The 20,948-nt window shown below is 37.1% G+C and carries 19 protein-coding genes; 6 read left to right on the forward strand and 13 right to left on the reverse strand.

All coding sequences use genetic code 11. The features are described 5' to 3' along the window. Positions 1-16 precede the first annotated feature (16 nt). The 3 genes from BN1354_RS08955 (at position 17) to priA (ending at position 3,863) form a co-directional block, all read left to right on the forward strand. Complete coding sequence (locus tag BN1354_RS08955) at positions 17-772, forward strand: succinate dehydrogenase/fumarate reductase iron-sulfur subunit (protein WP_045088797.1); 756 nt, start codon at positions 17-19, stop codon at positions 770-772. A 193-nt stretch (positions 773-965) separates the two neighbouring features. Next, a complete protein-coding gene (locus BN1354_RS08960) occupies positions 966-1,607 on the forward strand; it encodes an outer membrane beta-barrel protein (protein ID WP_053826886.1) in 642 nt (213 codons plus the stop codon). Positions 1,608-1,616: 9 nt separating this feature from the next. Continuing rightward, entirely contained in the window at positions 1,617-3,863 is a 2,247-nt protein-coding gene (priA, locus tag BN1354_RS08965) for a replication restart helicase PriA (RefSeq protein WP_053826887.1), read from the forward strand. A gap of 69 nt (positions 3,864-3,932) precedes the next feature. Here priA and BN1354_RS08970 read toward each other — a convergent pair whose 3' ends face one another. Continuing rightward, positions 3,933-5,501 (reverse strand): Rne/Rng family ribonuclease, encoded by a 1,569-nt coding sequence (locus BN1354_RS08970; RefSeq protein ID WP_045088794.1) that lies wholly within the window; start codon positions 5,499-5,501, stop codon positions 3,933-3,935. Positions 5,502-5,788: 287 nt separating this feature from the next. Next, positions 5,789-6,076: an HU family DNA-binding protein gene (locus BN1354_RS08975; protein WP_045088793.1), complete on the reverse strand. Its 288-nt coding sequence runs from the start codon at positions 6,074-6,076 to the stop codon at positions 5,789-5,791. 261 nt (positions 6,077-6,337) lie between these two features. On the opposite strand from BN1354_RS08975, the gene BN1354_RS08980 reads away from it, so the two are divergent. The 3 genes from BN1354_RS08980 to BN1354_RS08990 all read left to right on the forward strand — a co-directional run bounded on the left by BN1354_RS08980 (position 6,338) and on the right by BN1354_RS08990 (position 8,838). Continuing rightward, entirely contained in the window at positions 6,338-6,781 is a 444-nt protein-coding gene (locus BN1354_RS08980; protein ID WP_053826888.1) for a single-stranded DNA-binding protein, read from the forward strand. Positions 6,782-6,905: 124 nt separating this feature from the next. Then, positions 6,906-8,189 carry a gliding motility-associated protein GldE gene (gldE, locus tag BN1354_RS08985; RefSeq protein ID WP_262494912.1) on the forward strand — a complete coding sequence of 428 codons (1,284 nt, stop codon included), beginning with the start codon at positions 6,906-6,908 and terminating at the stop codon, positions 8,187-8,189. Between the two features lie 7 nt (positions 8,190-8,196). After that, positions 8,197-8,838: a 4'-phosphopantetheinyl transferase superfamily protein gene (locus BN1354_RS08990; protein ID WP_053826889.1), complete on the forward strand. Its 642-nt coding sequence runs from the start codon at positions 8,197-8,199 to the stop codon at positions 8,836-8,838. Between the two features lie 112 nt (positions 8,839-8,950). On the opposite strand, the gene tsf is transcribed toward BN1354_RS08990, so the two are convergent. The 11 genes from tsf to BN1354_RS09045 all read right to left on the reverse strand — a co-directional run bounded on the left by tsf (position 8,951) and on the right by BN1354_RS09045 (position 20,757). Next, on the reverse strand, positions 8,951-9,772 hold the full coding sequence (gene tsf, locus BN1354_RS08995; RefSeq protein ID WP_053826890.1) for a translation elongation factor Ts: 822 nt from the start codon (positions 9,770-9,772) through the stop codon (positions 8,951-8,953). A 26-nt stretch (positions 9,773-9,798) separates the two neighbouring features. Beyond that, entirely contained in the window at positions 9,799-10,656 is an 858-nt protein-coding gene (rpsB, locus tag BN1354_RS09000; protein WP_045088789.1) for a 30S ribosomal protein S2, read from the reverse strand. A gap of 185 nt (positions 10,657-10,841) precedes the next feature. Beyond that, entirely contained in the window at positions 10,842-11,228 is a 387-nt protein-coding gene (gene rpsI / locus BN1354_RS09005) for a 30S ribosomal protein S9 (protein ID WP_045090730.1), read from the reverse strand. Between the two features lie 5 nt (positions 11,229-11,233). After that, complete coding sequence (rplM, locus tag BN1354_RS09010) at positions 11,234-11,689, reverse strand: 50S ribosomal protein L13 (protein WP_045088788.1); 456 nt, start codon at positions 11,687-11,689, stop codon at positions 11,234-11,236. A gap of 211 nt (positions 11,690-11,900) precedes the next feature. Beyond that, positions 11,901-12,401: a hypothetical protein gene (locus BN1354_RS09015; RefSeq protein WP_154904846.1), complete on the reverse strand. Its 501-nt coding sequence runs from the start codon at positions 12,399-12,401 to the stop codon at positions 11,901-11,903. A gap of 63 nt (positions 12,402-12,464) precedes the next feature. After that, complete coding sequence (locus tag BN1354_RS09020; protein WP_053826892.1) at positions 12,465-14,210, reverse strand: RagB/SusD family nutrient uptake outer membrane protein; 1,746 nt, start codon at positions 14,208-14,210, stop codon at positions 12,465-12,467. Positions 14,211-14,228: 18 nt separating this feature from the next. After that, positions 14,229-17,453: a SusC/RagA family TonB-linked outer membrane protein gene (locus BN1354_RS09025; protein WP_053827253.1), complete on the reverse strand. Its 3,225-nt coding sequence runs from the start codon at positions 17,451-17,453 to the stop codon at positions 14,229-14,231. 413 nt (positions 17,454-17,866) lie between these two features. Continuing rightward, on the reverse strand, positions 17,867-18,499 hold the full coding sequence (locus tag BN1354_RS09030; protein WP_053826893.1) for a hypothetical protein: 633 nt from the start codon (positions 18,497-18,499) through the stop codon (positions 17,867-17,869). Between the two features lie 293 nt (positions 18,500-18,792). Next, on the reverse strand, positions 18,793-19,143 hold the full coding sequence (locus BN1354_RS09035; protein ID WP_045088785.1) for a cupin domain-containing protein: 351 nt from the start codon (positions 19,141-19,143) through the stop codon (positions 18,793-18,795). A gap of 47 nt (positions 19,144-19,190) precedes the next feature. After that, positions 19,191-19,817, reverse strand: a complete 627-nt coding sequence (locus tag BN1354_RS09040) for an alpha/beta hydrolase (protein ID WP_053826894.1) — start codon at positions 19,815-19,817, stop codon at positions 19,191-19,193. A 7-nt stretch (positions 19,818-19,824) separates the two neighbouring features. Next, positions 19,825-20,757, reverse strand: coding sequence for a ring-cleaving dioxygenase (locus tag BN1354_RS09045; protein WP_053826895.1), 933 nt, complete (start codon positions 20,755-20,757; stop codon positions 19,825-19,827). Positions 20,758-20,948: the final 191 nt, after the last annotated feature.

Consider the following 20,948-nt stretch of genomic DNA (forward strand, 5'->3'; position numbering starts at 1 on the left):
TAAAAATTGAATAATCATGGATAAAGATATCAATATAAAAGTAAAAGTTTGGCGTCAGAACGGACCAAAAGACAAAGGACATTTTGAAGTCTACCCATTGGAAAATATATCTCAAGGCAGTTCATTTCTTGAAATGCTTGATATATTAAATGAAAAACTAATTAATGAAGGTAAAGAACCGGTAGTATTTGATCATGACTGCCGCGAGGGAATTTGCGGAATGTGTAGTCTCTATATAAATGGACATCCACACGGTCCGGATGAAGATATTACAACATGTCAGCTTCATATGCGTAAATTCAATGATGGTGATACTATTACTGTTGAACCATGGAGATCTACTGCATTTCCTGTAATAAAGGACCTTATAGTTGACAGAACTGCTTTTGACAAGATAATACAAGCAGGTGGATATACTTCGGTTAATACTGGTGGAACTCCTGATGCAAATGCTATACTAATCCCTCATGATCAGGCAGAAATGGCAATGGATGCTGCTGCTTGTATTGGCTGTGGAGCATGCGTTGCTGCTTGTAAGAATGGCTCAGCAATGCTATTTGTATCTGCGAAAGTAAGCCAGCTGGCACTGTTACCACAAGGTAAGGTAGAAGCTGCAAGACGTGCAAAATCTATGGTTGCTAAAATGGATGAACTTGGTTTTGGTAACTGTACAAATACAGGTGCATGCGAAGTAGAATGTCCTAAAAATATCTCTATTTCAAATATTGCCAGATTGAACAGAGAATTTCTTAAAGCAAAATTCAAAGATTAGTATAATATCCTAAAAGGAATAAAAGCGTCTCTCACTCTAATATGGTGATGAGACGCTTTTTTTTCATATACTACTATTTACATTTCTTTAACAACCAATTTCCAATCTTCTTTGTTTAATTTAAGTCACAGGTATAACTTTGTGAAGCAAATCGGGTATTAATTAACATTAGTGACAACCAAAACATACTAATATGAAGACAAAAGGAATTATCAAAACCAGTATAGTGGTAATATTTATATTGCTGCTAAGCAGCCCAATTTTTGCACAAGTGAATTTTGGTGTTAGAGCAAGTGTGGGACTTAATAATCCGGAATTTAAAACTCTCGATGAGACTTTTAATGTTGAGAATATGACATCATACAGTATAGGTCCATCAATCGAAGCTATGTTTCTACCTCTAGGTGTTGCAAACTTTGGTATTGATGCCGCATTACTTTATAATGACAACAGAATGACAATCTCCAATCTTACAGGTGAGGGAGGCGACAGAGATGTATCAAACAGATATCTTAACCTTCCTGTCAATGCTAAGCTGAAAATGGGTCTGGGTTTACTACCACTAAGACTATTTGCAACTGCCGGACCATGGGCTGGATATTTAATTGATGGAGACAAAATTGACATTCAGGGTTTAGCTGACGATGTGAAAGCAAAAGAATTTCAGGCAGGTGCTAACCTCGGAATTGGTCTGGAATTGCTCAGCTTTCTGCAGGTTGGTTTGAATTACAGCGTTAAGCTTACAGATAATTACTCTGTAGATGTTCCAAACTGGCATGATCCTCTAAATGGTAAAAACGAGTCCTGGACAATTACAGGAACCATATATTTTTGATTTCAGTAAATGTTTGCTGATGTAATATTACCGTTACCTCTTTCCGATCTATATACCTATGCTGTACCAGCTGAAATGAGGAACAAAATTGCCAGAGGATCTAGAGTAATTGTTCCTTTTGGCAACAAAAGATATTACACAGCTATAATTTACAAAATAGAAGATACTATATCTAAAGAACTTAAAGATATAGATATTAAAGAGATTCATTCCTTACTAAATTCGCAACCTTTAGTGAACGAGCAGCAACTCAACTTATGGGAATGGATCTCTTTTTATTATTTGTCCCCTTTAGGTGATGTGTTTAATGCGGCTGTCCCCTCCTCTATGAAATCAGAAAATCTTAAATCAAGATTCACACCTAGGACAGAGACAGTTATAAAGATAAATCCTGATATGAATCCCAATATCATCAGGGAAATTATCGGGAAAGCACAAAAACAACAATCCCTATACTCACAAATAGAGAATATACTCATCGAAAGAAAGTCAGAATATATCAGTAGAAAAGAGGTCTCTGAACTAGAATGTCATTCAACTTCTGCCTTAAAAAGCTTGATTGTCAAAGGTGTGTTGCAATCAGTTACTATCGAGACAAGCAGATTAAATACAGATTTAAAACCAACGCGTAATCTATTCCCTCTTAATGAAGTTCAACAAAGAGCATATAAAGAGATAAAGAACTGTTTGGAGTTCAAGCAAACCTGTCTTCTGCATGGAGTTACATCAAGCGGGAAAACAGAAATATATATGCATTTAATACAAGATGCGCTTTCAATGGGTAAACAGACTCTTTATCTGGTTCCCGAGATAGCACTCACAACCCAGTTGACACAACGTTTACAAGCTGTCTTTGGTAGTAAAATAGGCATATATCATTCCAGAATAAATGACAATGAAAGAGCAGAGATATGGAGTAAAATGATGTCTGAAGATCCTTTCGAAATCATTTTAGGTGTCCGTTCATCTATTTTTCTGCCTTTTAATAAACTGGGATTAGTCATCATTGATGAAGAACATGAAATAAGCTTTAAACAACAGGATCCATCACCGCGATATCATGCCCGTGATACAGCCATAATGCTGGCACATCTTTGTAATGCAAAAACCATTCTTGGTTCAGCTACACCTTCACTGGAATCATTTTATAATACAAAAACGGGTAAATATGGACTAGTAACGCTGCAGGAACGTTACAGAAACATTATGATGCCTGAGATTCAAATAGTAAACACCTTTGAATTGAGAAAAAGGAAAAAGATGAAATCTGTTTTGGCTCCTCTACTTATAGATCAAATGAATCAGAGTCTCGAAAATGGAGAACAGGTTATACTTTTTCGAAATCGTCGGGGTTTTGCATCACTAGTTGAATGTGAACAGTGTGCCTGGACCCCAAAATGCAAGAGATGCGATGTTTCGCTCACCTATCATAAAAAACGTGACCGTTTGATTTGTCACTATTGTAATGCCACATATACATTGCCGGCAAAATGCCCATCTTGTAATTCTGAAAATCTTAAGAAGTTGGGGCAGGGCACGGAACAGCTGGAAGAAGAGGTTGAAAGTCTATTCCCTGATTATTTTGTTGGAAGAATGGACCTTGACACAACTCGGGGCAAAGATGCTTATGAAAAAATCATAGATGATTTCCAAAGCAAAAGAGTTCAGATTCTGATTGGCACTCAGATGCTTTCAAAAGGTCTTGACTTTGAAAATGTAGGGGTTGTTGGCGTAATATCTGCAGATTCACTTCTCAACTTCCCCGATTTCAGATCACACGAACGCGGTTTTCAACTTATGATGCAGGCTGCCGGACGTGCGGGACGTAAAAACAAACAGGGTAAAGTTATAATTCAGAGTGCAGATCCGCTTCAACCGATATATGATTATATATTAAACTACGATTATGAAGGTTTTTTTAACTCTCAAATGGCAGAAAGAAAAATGTTTAACTATCCACCCTTCTCCAGACTTATTTCAATTATTATTAAAGATAAAATAGAGCACAAAGTTGAAGCTGCTGCCGGATATATTGCTGAATTACTCAGAATCACTTTTGGTGAAATGATACAGGGACCCGGTAAACCTATAGTTAGTTATATACAAAGCTACCATTTTAGAGAAATACTAATAAAACTCGATAACAATTTTTCACTGAAAAAAACACGTGAAGCTATAAAATCTGCAGAGTCAAAATTTCACTCCAAGAGGGAGTTCAAGTATATTACAATTCAATACGATGTAGATAGAGTATAAATGCAAAAAACCGATATTCCGGATGGAGTATCGGTTTTTTTACTATTATTAGTCCCGTTATTACGGAAACTATTTCATTTCAATCTCTTCCTTCAGATCAATTTCATTTCCGTCTCTATCGTAGAATTCGTATTGCAGAAATCCCAGTTTCTGATTAGGGATTATTTTCAAGTTTGCATTATACTTCTTCTTCCATTTACCTTTCAACGAAAAGAAACCTTGCTGAACATACGCTGCAACATAAGGATGTATGTGCAGACTGAATTTCTTCACTTTCAGATTATTTACTAAATAATCAATCTTACCTTCCAGAGTATCTGTGAATAAGAAAGATGACTTTATCTTACCTTTACCAAAGCAAGTGGGGCAAACTTCGCTTGTGGCAATTTCCATTTCGGGTCGTACACGCTGTCTAGTTATCTGCATGATACCGAACTTACTCAATGGCAAAATGTTATGTTTCGCTCTATCAGTCGACATCAGCTCCTGCATCTTGGACAATAACATGTTCCGATGCTCACCTTTATTCATATCGATGAAGTCGATAACAATAATGCCTCCCATATCGCGTAATCTAAGCTGACGGGCAATTTCTTCTGCAGCTGCAACATTTACTTCGTATGCGCTTTCTTCCTGCCCTAGTTTTGATTTGTTGCGGTTACCACTATTTACGTCAATTACGTGTAACGCCTCTGTGTGCTCGATAATGAGATAAGCACCATTCTTAAATGTAACAGTTTTTCCAAAGAGCGACTTTACCTGTTTTGTAACGCCGAAATTGTCTAAAATTGGCAGAGCACCTTTATATTCTTTTACTATATTTTTTCTGTCAGGTGCAATGAGATTTACATATTCGGCAATTTGTTTAGACACGTCACTATCATTGACGTGTATCTGTTCGAAAGAGGGATTGAAAATATCGCGTAACAGTGCTACAGTGCGTCCTGTCTCTTCATAAATCAGAGATGGCGCTTTAGCTTTCTGTATTTTTCCAATACAATCTTCCCATCTTTTAACCAGAATCTTAAGTTCCGCATCGAGGTCGGCTACTCTCTTACCTTCAGCATTTGTCCTGATAATAACCCCGTAATTTTTGGGTTTTATACTCTGAATAAGCTGACGTAGACGTGCTCGTTCCTCTCTTGACTTAATTTTCTGTGATACCGATACACGGTTGATAAACGGAATTAAAACCATAAATCTTCCCGCGAATGAGATTTCTGCTGTTAATCTTGGACCCTTTGTAGATATTGGCTCTTTTGCAATTTGCACTAAAATTTCCTGACCTACTTTGAGTACATCAGAGATTAACCCATCTTTATCGATATCGGGCTGCAGCTTCATCTTCTGGAGCTGCGGAATCTTTTTCTTGTCTTCAACCAGTTTCTGAAACTGCAGAATCGAGTTGAATTCAACCCCTAAATCCAAATAGTGAAGAAAAGCGTCCTTTTTGTGTCCCACGTTCACAAATGCTGCGTTAAGGGCGGGCATAAGTTTTTTAACTTTGCCCATATAGATATTTCCAACCGAGAAAGACTCATTCTGATCTTCTTGCTGAAGTTCAACTAACTTCTTATCTTCAAGAACAGCAATGGTTATCTCCTTTGATTGAACATCTACAACAAGTTCGCTTGTCACAATTGTTTTTTTTAATAATGATTAAAATAATGTTGGGTTTCTGTCATCACAACAGAAAGGGAGTTCACTCCTGAATCATCCCTTGTAGTTTTATACACAAAGAACAAACTTATTTCCCTAATGGTTTTTTTATAAGTTTGTTCCTGTATATGGCTGAAATTAACTACAGGCTTATTTTTTCTTTTTGTGCCTGTTCTTTCTTAGTCTCTTTTTCCTTTTATGGACAGACATTTTATGCCTTTTCCTTTTTTTTCCACTTGGCATGTTTTAAATCTCCTATTATTTAATTAATCTACTTTAACTTCCTTTACCTGAGCAACAAACGTTTTTGATGGCTTGAATGCGGGTATATTATGTGCTGGTATGATGATAGTTGTATTCTTTGAAATATTACGCGCAGTTTTTTGAGCTCTTTTTTTAACGATGAAGCTTCCGAATCCTCTTAAATATACATTTTCATCGTTAGCCAATGAATCTTTTACCACATCCATGAAAGATTCAACTGTTGATAACACCGATGTTTTGTCTACACCAGTCCTCTTCGCAATTTCGTTTACAATATCTGCTTTAGTCATTTTATTTATATATTTTTATAATTAATAATTACAGCAACTCTCTAATTAGTAAATTTTTGGACTGCAAATATATAGCTTTTTTCTCAACCCTAAAAATAAATCTCTAGAAATTTTCTCTTTTTGAATTAATTGAAAATGCCTCAGAATTAAGATTATAGATTATTAAGTACAATAGGTTTTATAATTGCGTAATTATAAAATAATGTTTATTTTTGCTTTAAAGCTTAACAGCTCTATTTCAAACCAAATAAATTATTAGTTATGTCGGTGAATAAAGTAATATTAGTAGGAAATGTAGGCAAAGACCCGGAAATGAAGTATTTCGACAATGACGTTGCAAAAGCAAATTTTTCAGTAGCAACAACTGAGAGAGGTTACACCACATCCAACGGCACTCAGGTTCCTGAGAGAACTGAATGGCACAACGTTGTATGCTGGAGAGGATTAGCTCAGATTGCAGAGAGATTTGTAAAAAAAGGTACATTAGTTTATATTGAAGGAAAGATAAAAACTCGATCATATGATGATCAGAGCGGTGTTAAACGATATATAACAGAGATTATTGCCGATAACCTGGAGTTACTTAGTAAAAGATCAGGTGGAGTTGAGAATGAAAATATAACGGGCAGACACGATCCCCCTGTATCAGAAAACACATCAAATGAAGTAGATAATAATTCTGATATGGATGATTTGCCGTTTTAAAAAAACATCGTAATTTTGTAAGAGAATGTTATTGTAACATTCTCTTTTTGTTTCACTAAATCTTAGTCACTTGGATCCTGACCCTTTATCGATTTTACAAATAGCCCTGCCGGTATTTACACCTGTGGCTTTAGACTATTTTATATCAGTTTTGCTGCTTCTGCTTATAATTATGAACGCTATCGTTTCCGGTTCAGAAGTTGCTTATTTCTCCTTAAGCCAAGAGTACAGTCAAGATAAATATTCATCTTCTGACTCTATAACAAACAAGGCTAACACATTACTAAAAAAGCCCGAAAACCTACTGGCTTCATTAGTTCTGGCTTATAATTTACTTAATGTAACAATAGCTGTATTAACAATATATCTACTAAACAGGTTACCCTATTTTGCAGGTGAAATTGGCTCAAAACTTATACTTGAGGCAGTTATAACAATATCTATAATTCTTCTTTTTGTAGATATTCTCCCAAAACTATACGCATCACACGATCCACTTAAATTCGCCAACAGATATGCTCCGCTAATAACCGTTATAAGCAGGTTGATGAGCCCTTTTTCAGGATTACTTGCAAAAATAACAACCTCATATACACGCCCACTCTCATATAGTAAACATGAGTTGTCGATGGAAGACTTATCAAAAGCACTTGAAATTACTTCTGATGAAATTACAAGAGATCAGGAAAAAGAGATGCTTGAAGGTATTATCAGGTTTAGAGATAAAAGTGTGGATGACATCAAGATATCCAGAAGTGATATGATCGCCATCAATATTCAAACACTTTTTGTTGATGTAATAGACTTTATTGTTGAAGCAGGATTCTCACGTATACCTGTATATGAGGATAATCCCGACAATATAAAAGGGATACTTTATGTAAAAGACCTTCTGCCTCATCTTGGCAAACCACACAATTTTAAATGGCAGTCACTTATCAGATCTGCATATTTTGTGCCCGGTGCAAAACGAATTGATGATTTGCTGGAAGAATTCCGGTCAAATAAAATTCATATGGCAATAGTTGTAGATGAATATGGTGGAACATCTGGTCTAGTTACAATGGAAGATATACTCGAAGAGATTGTAGGAGATATCAGTGACGAGTATGATGAAGAGTTGCCTTTATATACTATAGCCGCAGACGGTACATATATATTTGAAGGTAAAACACCTCTTGAAGATTTTATTAAGATTACGAATGTCCCGGAAAAGGATTTCGAAGCAATGTCTGATGAAGTTGATACTTTAGCAGGGTTACTACTTGAGTTGAAAGGAGATTTCCCAAAGCGGAAAGAAACTTTTACATATAAAAAATATACTTTCCAGGCAGAGGAGATGAGTAAGAAAAGAATTATTAAAGTTCGCTACATTCCTCCAAAATTAAAAACAAAAGAAGTTGAATAAATAACATATGCTTATCAGAAAAGATTATTTTGACAACGGATCTCTGATGGGTATTTGGAAAATGGATGAATCTATTGATGAGCTTTTAAAGCTTTTCCCTCCTAGTATCCGTTCTGAAGCTGACAATTATATAAATAGTATCGGGTCAAAGAGACGTGTAATAGAGTGGCTTTCCACTAGAATTATGCTCTTTGAGCTTCTTGGTGAAATTAAGATCATTCAAAATCACGAAGATGGCAAGCCTTATCTTGCTGATAACTCCTACCACATAAGCATATCTCACACCAAAGATCATGCAGCAATTCTACTAAATAAATTATATCCTGTAGGAATAGATATAGAGATTAAGTCAGATCGAGTAGAGAAGCTAGCCTATAAATTTATTTCTGAAAATGAGTATATTGACCCTGAAAAGAAGATACTTCATCAACTTCTGCACTGGTCGGCTAAAGAGTGTATGTTCAAATTGATTAATGCTCAAGGTATTGATTTCAAAAAACATCTCTTTATTCATAAATTCACTCCATCTCAAAATGGCATTATTACTGCTACGGAATATAGAACAAAAGAAACCAGAACATATAATCTGCATTACGAGATACATCCTGAGTATGTTCTTACATGGGTAGTAGACACCTTAAAGAATTAACTTTCAAGTCAACTATATTTAAGGACATATCAAATCAACACTAAAAATAAAAGCTCCGGAATTGTCCGGAGCTTTTAAAATTATATCTGATTAAGAAACAGTTATATTATTATTAAACGCTAAGTGATACACGTTTGAATTCTGTAACTGTCAATTCCTTATCACTTTCTTTCAAGTACTGTTCGATAGTTTTCTTTGGGTCTTTTACAAATTCCTGTTGAAGAAGTGTAGACTCCTTATAGAATTTAGTAAGAGCACCTTCAGCAATTCTATCAAGTAAGTTTTCCGGCTTACCTGCTTCACGAGCTTTCTCACGAGCTATTTCCAGTTCTTTCTCTTTTACTTCTGCAGGAATTCCATCAGCTGTGACAGCAATTGGATTCATAGCTGCAATCTGCATAGCAACATCTTTAGCTACATTTTCATCAACATCAGCTTTATTAAAACCAACTACGGTAGCCAGTTTATTACCCATGTGTATGTAAGAAGCTACATAAGGAGCGGTTACAAACTCATAGTAGCCAAGTTCCATCTTTTCACCGGTAGCAGCCATTTTATCAGTGATAACCTGAGCAACTGTTCCGTTGTTAAGTTCAAGAGCAAGCAGTTCGTCCAGTGTTGCAGGTTTTTTGCTCATAGCAAGATCAAGTATCTGCTCTGTTAAAGCAATATAGTCTTCATTCTTTGCTACAAAGTCAGTTTCGCACTGTAGTGCAACTACTGCACCAAAGTTACCTTCGGTTTTAGCAAGTACGCAACCTTCAGAAGCATCGCGATCTTCCCTTTTAGCTGCAATAGCCTGTCCTTTTTTACGGATAATTTCCATAGCTTTATCGAAATCACCACCCGCTTCATTCAGAGCATTTTTGCAATCCATCATACCGGCACCTGTCATTTTGCGCAAGTGCTGTATATCTGCCATTGTTACTGCCATATATATATATTGTTTTTTTATTTTTATTAATCGTCTACCTCTACATCTTTTGCGAACTTGCTAACCACTGCTGCTTTCATCGCTTCAGAATCCTCCTTCTTTACACGCTCTTTCTTAGCAGCTTTAGTTTTACGTTCTCTGCGTTGTGGTGCATCTTCTGACTGTTCCTCAGCAGCTGCAGCATCGGCTTTCTCAACTTTACGTTCTTCAAGACCTTCTCTGATAGCATCGCAAAGAACACCTATAATCAGGTCAATAGCTTTTGAAGCATCATCATTAGCAGGAATTACAAAATCAACATTTGAAGGATTAGAGTTAGTGTCCACGATTGCGAATACAGGTATTCCCAAACGTTCTGCTTCTCTTACAGCTATCTGTTCTTTCATCACATCCACAACAAAAATTGCAGAAGGCAGACGAGTAAGATCCTGAATAGAACCAAGGTTCTTTTCCAGTTTAGCACGCTGACGAGTTATCTGAAGTTTTTCTCTCTTAGAAAGAGTATCAAAAGTTCCATCCTTAATCATCTTATCAATACTACCCATCTTCTTAACCGCTTTACGGATTGTTGGGAAGTTAGTAAGCATACCACCTGGCCAACGCTCTATTACGTATGGCATGTTCACACTTTGAGCTCTTGCCTCAATAACAGGTTTGGCCTGTTTTTTTGTAGCTACAAAAAGGATTTTCTTTCCTGATTTAGCCATCTGCTTCATAGCTGCAGCAGCCTCTTCAGTCTTAGCAATTGTTTTATAAAGGTCGATAATGTGAATACCGTTACGCTCCATAAATATGTAAGGAGCCATTGCCGGGTTCCATTTTCTTTTTAAGTGGCCGAAATGCGCTCCGGCTTCTAATAGTTGGTCAAATTCTAACTTTGCCATTTTGATTTTTTTGTTATTATTCGTTTACTTTCTTTTTCTTTAGTCGAATCATAAGGTAAATTACCCTTTACTAAACTCTTCTGAGGGATAACGTCCTTATAATTTAGATACTAAACGTATTAGCCTGCACCGCAGCTGTTATGTAAAAATCCGGTATAATCCGGATTTCATACATATCCAATATATTAACGTTTTGAGAATTGGAATTTCTTTCTGGCGCCTGGTTGTCCCGGTTTCTTACGTTCAACTACACGTGGGTCACGTGTCATAAAGCCTTGAGCTCTTAATGCTGCCTTATCTTCAGGATTTATTTTCACTAAAGCACGTGCAATACCTAATCTTACGGCTTCTGACTGACCTTTATAACCACCACCATCTAGATTTACTCTGATATCATATTTATCAGCTACATTCAGAGTATTTAATGGTTGTTTTACTATGTACTGAAGTATAGAAGATGGGAAATAATTTTCTAATTCACGTTTATTAATAACGATCTTTCCGGTACCTTCGGTTACGAAAACCCTGGCCACTGCGGCTTTACGCCTTCCTATTGCATTTACTGCTTCCATCATTATTATTTAAGACTGTTAATATCGATTTTCTTTGGTTTCTGTGCCTGATGTGGGTGCTCATTACCGGCATACACAAACAGATTATTTAATAATGCATCACCTAATTTATTTTTAGGCAGCATACCCTTTACAACTTTTTTGAAGAGTCTGTCCGGACCTTTTGCCATCAGTTCTGATGGTGTAGATGTACGCTGACCACCTGGGTATCCCGAATAGCGGTAATAGGTGCGTTCTGTCCACTTATTTCCTGTAAGTATTACTTTATCTGCATTCAGAATTATAACATTATCACCGCAATCCACATGTGGAGTGAAGCTGGCTTTATACTTACCTCTAAGTAATTTTGCTACTTTTGAGCTGAGACGCCCTAATGTCTGCCCTGTGGCATCTATTTCAACCCATTCTTTCTGAGCCGTTTCTCTGTTTACAGAAATGGTTTTATAACTAAGCGTATCCATTCTTGTTTGTTTAATTTAATTAGTAAGTTAATGTGAAGTTGATTCTTTCTGCTTCCTGTTTTGTCTTGCTAAGGGACAGAATAGGCAAATAAAAAGCTTAAAATCAAACTCTTAATCGAAAAAAACTAATAATCGGACTGCAAAGTTACAATAATTCAATATATTAACAAAGAGTTTAAAGCTATTTTCTTTTATGAAAAAATTTATTTTCTTAATCTACCAATTTAGAATCCATAAACTTAGTAGTGAATTCAATTAAATCGGAAAACTCCCATGAAAAGTTTTGAGGTGTTTCAGGATTAATAGAAACATATTTCACGCTATCCCCATCATTAAGTTCAATGATATACATAATTGGGCTCTCGGTTTCATCATCAAAACCGTATGCATCTTCCATGCTGTAAATGTTGCTTTCTCTGATAAGCTTATCAAACCTGGCAAATTCTTCGGCGGTCAACTTACCCTCCCTGGTACTTGGGTTTCTCCTATCTGCAAATCTATCAAAGAACATGTTCTGCTGTACAATCTTATATGTTGAATCGGGATTCATCTGAAACTCTACTTTATAATTATCCACACTTTCCATACTAAACTTGTATGTGAACTCACCAAATTCAGCTGAACCCTCATTCTTATTTTCGCTGCTATTGCTGTTACAGCCCATCAACACGATTAATAAAACAAAACAGATAAACAGGTTATACTTTGCCATATATAATTAATTTATTAAAAAAAGGGAGGTTGCCCTCCCTTTTTATCGATTTATAAAATAGTTCTATTTCCAGGGATCCGGTTGTACTAAATAAGGATTCCCATTTTCGTCGTTACCCATTGTTTGAATCTGACCATCTGGTAGAGGGAACATTGTTTTAGCTGCATCCAATTTAGCTGACGAAGCAAATTTAGTAATAAAATTCTTTTCAAAGTCAACATATTCAGAAAGAGTTGTAGCCATATATTGTCCTCCCCAACGAGTGAGGTCAAACCAGCGCTGTCCTTCCATTGCAAGTTCAAGCTTACGTTCCATGCGGATTGCTTCAATACAAAGATCTTTATTAGTGAATGTAGCATGAGTTGATGGATAAGGATTTACCAGATAATTAGCAGCTGGCTCACCATTTGGCAATAAAATAATATTATCCTCATGTCCGGCTCTTTCACGAATCATGTTTACATAACTCATAGCTTCTGCCAATTGATTATCATTAGCAAGACACTCAGCATAAAGAAGAAGAATATCACGGAAGCTCAGATACTGATAATTGATAGCAGAACCCGGTGCCCAACCATCGTGTATACCACCATTTGCAAGACCTGCATCAAGCTCTTCCTTAGTATAAACATGTTTTTTAGGCAAATAGAAACCACCATTTGCAACATCTCTTACCCAGTTGTTCTGTGGTAGGCCCCAATCTTTATATGGAATACCAAAACGACCAATTGCAAAGTCAAGACGTGGGTCAACAGGCATTGTTCCGTTAACTGACAGATAACCTGCAGGATCTGTATTTCTTTCAGCTACGAAAGGAGCATCCCTGTATGATTTGTCAAGGAAAGGAAGACCGTTTGCATCAACTTTATAGGAGTTTGCCAATTCATTAGAGGGTTGGAAGAAACCACAGCAACCACCAGGTCCACCTGCTCCACCGTGAGGATAAGCAATTGAGATACCAGGATTAGCATTGTTATAGTCGTTTGAGAATTGAATTGCAAAAACAGATTCCTTGCCATTATCAGTTGGACTATAGAAGTTTCTATCCATATCATTCTCAAGACCATACTTCAGATTATTAGAAGTAACACCATTATCAATTACATCTTTCAGAATTGGTTTAGCAGCTGCTAAATCACCTCTCTGCATCAGAACTTTTGCTTTAAGTGCTTTTGCTGCCCAAGAGTTAGCTCTACCAACTTCTGGTTGTGTTGCAGGTAGAAGCGCAATTGCCTGATCGATGTCAGCCAATACTTTTGGATAAATATCGATATCGTTATGAACCTTTGGATCATTTTCAGTAAATGTATCATCTACCCATGGAAGATATGGTCCGAATACTCTGATTCCTTCAAAATAGAACAATGCACGAAGGAAATACATTTCGCCAAGTCTTGAATTCTTGAATGCATCAGGCAGACCTTCAGTTTCGTTTATAGTCTGAATGGCAACATTGGTACGCTTGGCACCTTTATATACCCAAGAATATTTTTCACCTATATATCCATTATTTGCTAAAATACTATATGTTTCCATAGTATTCAGAACAGACTGGTCATTAGCGTCAGAACCTTTGTTGGCATCACCACCATACATACTTCCGAAAGTCCAGTTGGTAATAGATGCACCCCAACCATTTTCAGAGAAGTTTGCATATGCATTTGTAGTAAGCAGGTCAATACCAGTTTGGTTCATTAGCGCATTTTGGTCGATACTTCCCTGAGGAGCAATGTAAAGGAAATCCTCTCCACAGGAGCTCAGCATTACAAATACTGATATTAAAAGTGTCAATAATATATTTTTTTTCATACTTATTAATTTTAAAGATTAGAACGTAAAGTTAACACCAAAGAGTAAACGCATTGTGGTTGGCCAACCACCCATATCGAGTCCTCTTCTAAGGTCAGCTCCACTACCCTCACCTGTATCCGCATTTGTGAATTCCGGATCTAATCCTGTGTAACTGTCAAAAGAAAGAACATTTTCAGCCTGAATATAAAGTCTCAGTCTCTCAATTGTAGCTTTTCTCACTAAATCCTGAGGAAGTGTGTAGCCCAATACAAGGTTCTTTAGTTTCAGGAATGAACCATCTTCAACATAGTAAGAACTTGATACTGCACCACCCCAACTGTCATTAGAGTCCAGAATAGGAAGAATAGCCTTTGAATTATCTGCACCCGGTTTCCATGACAAATCTCTCATTCTTGTTGAACGGTTACCACCGAACAATGGGAAGTCTGTGAAATACTTGGTGTTGTTGAAAAGATCATTTCCTATTGATGAATACCAGAACATAGTAAAGTCAAAATTCTTGTAAGTCAAGCCTACGTTCAAACCTCCAACAAGATCTGGATGAGGATTACCAATGATAGTACGGTCGCTGCTATCTATCTTGCCATCACCATTAACATCTTCAAATTTAAATTTACCTACATAAGATCCAGGATTACTTGTAATAGCGCTAGCTGTTGTACCATAAGGAGTTGGTGAACTCAATACATCCTGTTCTGACTCATAGAATCCAATTACATTATATCCAAAGAAATGTGAAATTGGTTCTCCCTTAATAGTTCTTGTTACAGAATCTGAGATACGTACTCCACTTTGGTAGATTGCATAATCATCAGCTGCTGCAAGAGAAAGAACTTCATTTTCATATCTTGATAGGTTAAGTGCAATATCCCATCCTAAATCACCTTTTCTATCAGTGTAATTGAAAGCGAAGTCAAAACCTCTGTTTCTCATACTACCATAGTTGATATAAGGAGTTCCGGGCTCACCAGCAAGGTTAGAATAAGCAGCACCAATCAACATGTCAGAAGTTTCTTTATTATAGAACTCAAGAGTTGAATTGAAGCGACCCTGTCCGAAAGTTATATCCAAACCTAAGTTCAGCTGTTTTGTAGCCTCCCAGCGGGTTTCAGGGTTACCATATGTAGATAGTCTGTATCCCAGCCAAGTACCTGTATTTGCACCTGAAAGGTCATAGTTTGTTCTGTCAGGAGTAGTTGTGAAAAGAGATGCAAAGTTAGTTGCGCGAGGAATTTCAGAGTTACCTGTCAAACCATAACCAACACGAAGCTTCAGGTCATCTAACCAATCACGTGTATTTTCCATAAAGGCCTCTTCAGAAACACGCCATCCGAAAGATGCAGATGGGAATGTTCCGTAACGTTGTGACTGAGAGAAACGAGAAGCACCATCACGACGTACAATACCAGTGAACAGATATTTGTCGGCGAATCCATAGTCAACACGACCGAACACACCAAATAGTGCAGTTTCACCCCAATACCATGACTCAGTCTGTCTCTGGTTGTCGTTTTCACCCATCTGAAGCGTCCATGTATCAATATTATCTTCGAACAGATAATTATATCTTCTGCCTCGGAGTGTTCTTCCAAGTCCACCTCTTAAAGCATCAGATCCTAAAAGTACTGTTAAGCTATGTACGTCTCCAAATCTTTTGCTGTAAGTAAGAGTATTCTGCCACTGCAGGTTGTAACCACTGTTGGCCTCTTCATTGAAATAGTTTGTACCCGGACTTTCAGAGAATTCAGGATCCTTCTTGCTCATATTATAACCCCAATATGTAGAATGGTCAAGACCAAAACTGGTACGGAAAGTCAAATCCTTCATAAGATCCAGTTCAGCCCATAGGTTACCAAACAGACGGGTATTTACCCAATAGTTGTCTTTATTTCTTGTTTCACGTGCAACAACGTTAACAAAGTTACCTGTTCCTGCAATCTTAGAACCTGCCCAGTTGCCAAACTCATCTTTAACAGGCACCCACGGTGAAGGTCTGTAAGTATAAGAATAGGCAGAAGCTTCTGACGAACTGCTCTGCAATCCCTGATCTTTTGTATATGTAAACTGTAAATTCTGACCAACTCTGAACCATTTGCGTATATCAAATGATGTATTGATACGGGTCTGATAACGTTTGAAGTAAGAGTGAATTACAGTACCCTGCTGATCGAAATAGTTAAGACCAAGCAGATACTGACCCCTGTCATTACCACCTACCAGTGACAACTGGTGATTCTGTATTGGAGCTGTGCGGTCAACTTCATCCCACCAGTCTGTGTCAGAAAACTTAACCATCTGGTTGTTTGGGAATGAATAGTCATTAATGTTAATGTCAGTTCTACCGTTAGCACCGGTTGTAGTCATATAGTTAGGAATCTTTGGAGTTGGACCTGTACCAAACTGAGGATGAGTCGGGAATCTTTCATTTCCATCCTCATCAAATTTAGTACCACGAATCAGGAAAGAGTTATTTTGTGCTTCCCATTCCAAATTCAACCTATCCATAGAGTTTACAAGATCATATCTTGAGGTTGTCTTCTGCACACCATAATATGCATCATAGGTAAGTTTTGGAGCTCCTGTTCTGCTACCTGATTTTGTTGTAATAAGAATTACACCATTGGCAGCCTGTGCACCATAAATTGCAGCAGAAGAAGCATCCTTCAATACCTGCATACTTGCAATATCATTAGGGTTCAAACTACTTAAGTTCTGGTTACGTGTAGCAACACCGTCAATTACGTATAGCGGACCGTTATCATTAACAGTGTTCACACCACGGATACGAACCATAGTTGCAGAACCGGGAGAACCAGTTTGCCCGATATAAACACCGGGGGTTTTTCCCTGCAGCTGTTGTGTTGCTGAAGAACCTGAAGTAATTAAAAGATCTTCGGTGTTTACTACAGCAACAGAACCTGTAATATCTTTCTTTGCTTGTGTTCCATATCCCACTACAACAATCTCCTCGAGTGTTTCCATGTCGAGCTGCAACACAATATTGAAATTGCGAGTGTTTCCAACCTGAACTTCCTGGGTAGTGAAACCCACGTACGAAAATACTAAATATGAATTCGGAGAAGCAACGTCAAGGGCAAATTTACCATCTATATCGGTGATAGTCCCATGTGCCGTTCCTCTCTCGATAACATTCACACCTACGAGTGTTTCCCCATCAGCATCAGTTACCACCCCGGTAACATTTACCTGTGCAAACATCAAGCCTGCACTGGCAATCATCAGTAAAGAAAGCAGACATAGCTTTCTCAACTCTGAAAACAAATGTTTTTCTTTTTGCATAAAACAATGATTAATAGTTAATGAATAAATTTAACATAACTCCAATTTAATTTTGCTAACAATATAAGTCCGAAACAGGCGTCCGGGCCATCATAATAGTCTCCTCTACCTTATTTTCAGCACTTTACAACATTTTAGGTTAATTCTCTTTCACTAGTACACGCCCAAAGATAGCAACAAACATTAATTTTGCAAAATATTCAACAAAATAATTATTAAACCACATGTTAAATTATTTTTAATAATACCTAACATGTGTGTATCAGTGAAGTCTATCCATTACCTATTTATTTAAAAAAATATACGGCAGAACATCGCTCTGCCGTATATTATAAGAAGTAGAACCTGATCTATTATTTAAGACCTATAAAATTGAGCTCCTTAAAAACATCCTCCAACTCCTTATAGGTCAACCCTGATCCATTAAGCGTCACGAGATACCTATCTGACACCAAGGCTCCTATCTCAGAATTTACCCAGTCATCCCCCCTCTGCTCTTTAATTGAAGCACGACTACCATTAATTGTTGTATTTTTACTGAATCCCGACTCAGTCTCCTCTTCCATTTCCATTGAAAGAGACATCACATATACTGCAATCACACCTGAACCGGCTTCTCCTGCACCATCCATAATCGACAACTCAACACTCCTGTTCTGATCATCAGAGTAAGTTGCCTGAGCTGTAACCAAACCCATCATAGAAGCATCCCCAACAGAGAATCTTGTGCGCTTCATTCCGGCTAAACTTTCCGGCAAAACAGCCTTCATCTCATCATTAGTTAACGGCGTTTTGCTTTGCAAATCGCTCTGTTTCTTTTCCCAGTCCTCAGCAGCTTTCGCAGCTTTATTAAGGTTTCTAAAACCACCTACAGCCTCAGAAAGTCCGGGCGATCCGTCTTTCCCTTCATCCGAAGATCTGTTCCCACCACAGGAAAGCACAAGCAAACCAATAAAAATTAAAATAGAAAAATGTTTTAGGCTCATAGATTAAAATTTATCGAAGGTTTAACGTTTAAAATATATTAATTCAATCTTTCACTATAACGTCATAAGCTTAATTTTGTTTTATGTTTTTTGTCTTTTATTTTCTTAATTATGTTAATACAATTACCTGCTACTCCTTTTTTGTAGTAAAAAGTAATCTAAATCAGCTACATTTTGAACAGAAGTTAATATTTTAACAATAAACATTCCAATTTGATTTTTTAGCATAAAAATAAATCCCGATCGGACTTAACTCCAATCGGGAAATCAATATTTAACTGCAACTATATCCTCTATAGCAGATGGATAAATATCGATGTGCGTTCTCTCTTTTCCAGATTTCTTGTGCGATGTCCTTTTCCTGCCGTATCTTCAACCAGTAAAATTTCACCTGTCTGAAACCTTCTTATCTCACCAAGTGAGGTCTCAATTTCAACACCCCCATCAAGCAAAACAATATATTGCCGCTGAGGCGCGTTGTGAAAATCATAATCATAATCAGGTGGCACCTTTCGGAACTGAAGTGATTTCACTGCAACTGATTCTGAGAGGTAACCGATCTCACCTTTATTAAAAAGTGGTACATCAATTTCATCAAAACGAGACTCTCCGTTTTCATCACTATATACACGAGTAACTTTCATACTTATCCTATTAATATTGTAATAAAGTGATCATAAATTAATTGCTACTATTTCTGACCAAAAATCAAATTATTTGCAATTTCAATCTCTTTCATTGAAACAGAATGCACTTTGCCAGGGAAAACCTTTTCAGTGACCGAAGCATTCATCTCTTTAAAGAAACCTGAAGTAGATAGAACACGATCAACAGGCACATGTGCATCTGGATCACCGGTACTCAGCATAACAGGTGTTTGTTCAAAATCTCCTTTATATTTTGCAGGATCAATTTCATCTCCTATCAATCCTCCTGTAAAGGCTACAATTCCTCCATAACGCTGTGCATTACGAGCTGTGTACTCCAAAGTGAGACAGGCTCCCTGAGAGAATCCGAGAAAATAGATATTTTCTGCAGTGAAACCATGATTCAGCAACTCTTCAAATGTCTTACCAACAATATCGATAGCTGATGATAGCCATGGCTCATTTTCTTCTATTGGTGCAAGAAAAGAATAGGGATACCAGGTGCTATTTGTTGCTTGTGGAGCAACGAGTGCAAAACCGGGAAGTTCAAGATATTGTGATATCGAGAGGATATCTTCTGCTTTTCCTCCTCTTCCATGAAGCATAATTATAGCTTTATCAGCCTCATTAACCGATACTCCACCATATTTTATATCAAGTATATGTGACATTATTTTCTTATTTTAAATCAGGAAGAACACTCTCAATCTTATCCCTCATACTCTCATACCTTTTTGGTAACCTTAGAGAACTGCCCAGTTTATCAAGTGGTTCATCAACAGTAAATCCGGGGTTATCGGTAGCCAGTTCAAACAACACTCCTCCCGGCTCTCTGAAATAGAGTGAGAAAAAGTAATCGCGATTAATTTTTGGAGTAATCTGCAGACCTGCTTCAGTCACTCTTTTTCTAACCTCCATAAGGATATTATCATCCTTAACCCTAAAAGCTATATGATGATTGGTTCCACCGGCATTTCTTCCACCCGGTGCTTCACTATCCTCTAAAATATCTATATAATTTGCATTATTTACAGTATCAACTGCAAATCTATACCTGTTGCCTTCATGCTTAATTTGAGTGTACCCCAATATATCTGTCAGAACACTTGCAGTTGGTCCGGCCGACCAAAGTGTAAGAGTAACAGTATGAAATCCTCTTATAGCAACCTCTTTCCCAATCTGATCCGTTGTCCACGGCTCTCTGTCATCATTTTTTTCAGGAATTACAAGTTGCAACTGCATTCCGTCTGGATCATTAAATGATAAAACTTTCTCATTAAAGATAACACTCTCTTGAGATTCGATTCCAAAACTCTGGAGTCTGCTTTTCCAGAAATCAAAACTTCCCGAAGGAACTGAGTAGGCAGTATGTGTTGCCATTCCGGCACCATTAACACCCTTACCTATTCCCTCCCAGGGAAAGAAAGTTATTATTGTGCCGGGAGTACCCTGCTCATCGCCAAAGTAGAAATGATAAGTACCGGGATCATCAAAGTTTACAGTCTTTTTTACAAGTCTGAGGCCAAGTACATTTGTGTAAAAATCAAAATTGCCTTGTGCACTGTTGGATATTGCAGTTACATGATGCAGCCCTAATATATCTGTTTTCATCTATATCTGTATTTTTATTATTCTATTTATCTATAACAAGCTGTATATCGAAAAGTTCACACTCTAATACTGAACATTAAAAATCACTACTAATTAATATGCTTAAGCTGTTTAAAATCAACATGTATATTATAAGACTAAAAATTATAAGTCAACTTTTTTGTGATTTTATGAAATTGATGTATCTTTGC

The sequence above is a fragment of the Lascolabacillus massiliensis genome (genome assembly GCF_001282625.1).
Taxonomy (GTDB): domain Bacteria; phylum Bacteroidota; class Bacteroidia; order Bacteroidales; family Dysgonomonadaceae; genus Proteiniphilum; species Proteiniphilum massiliensis.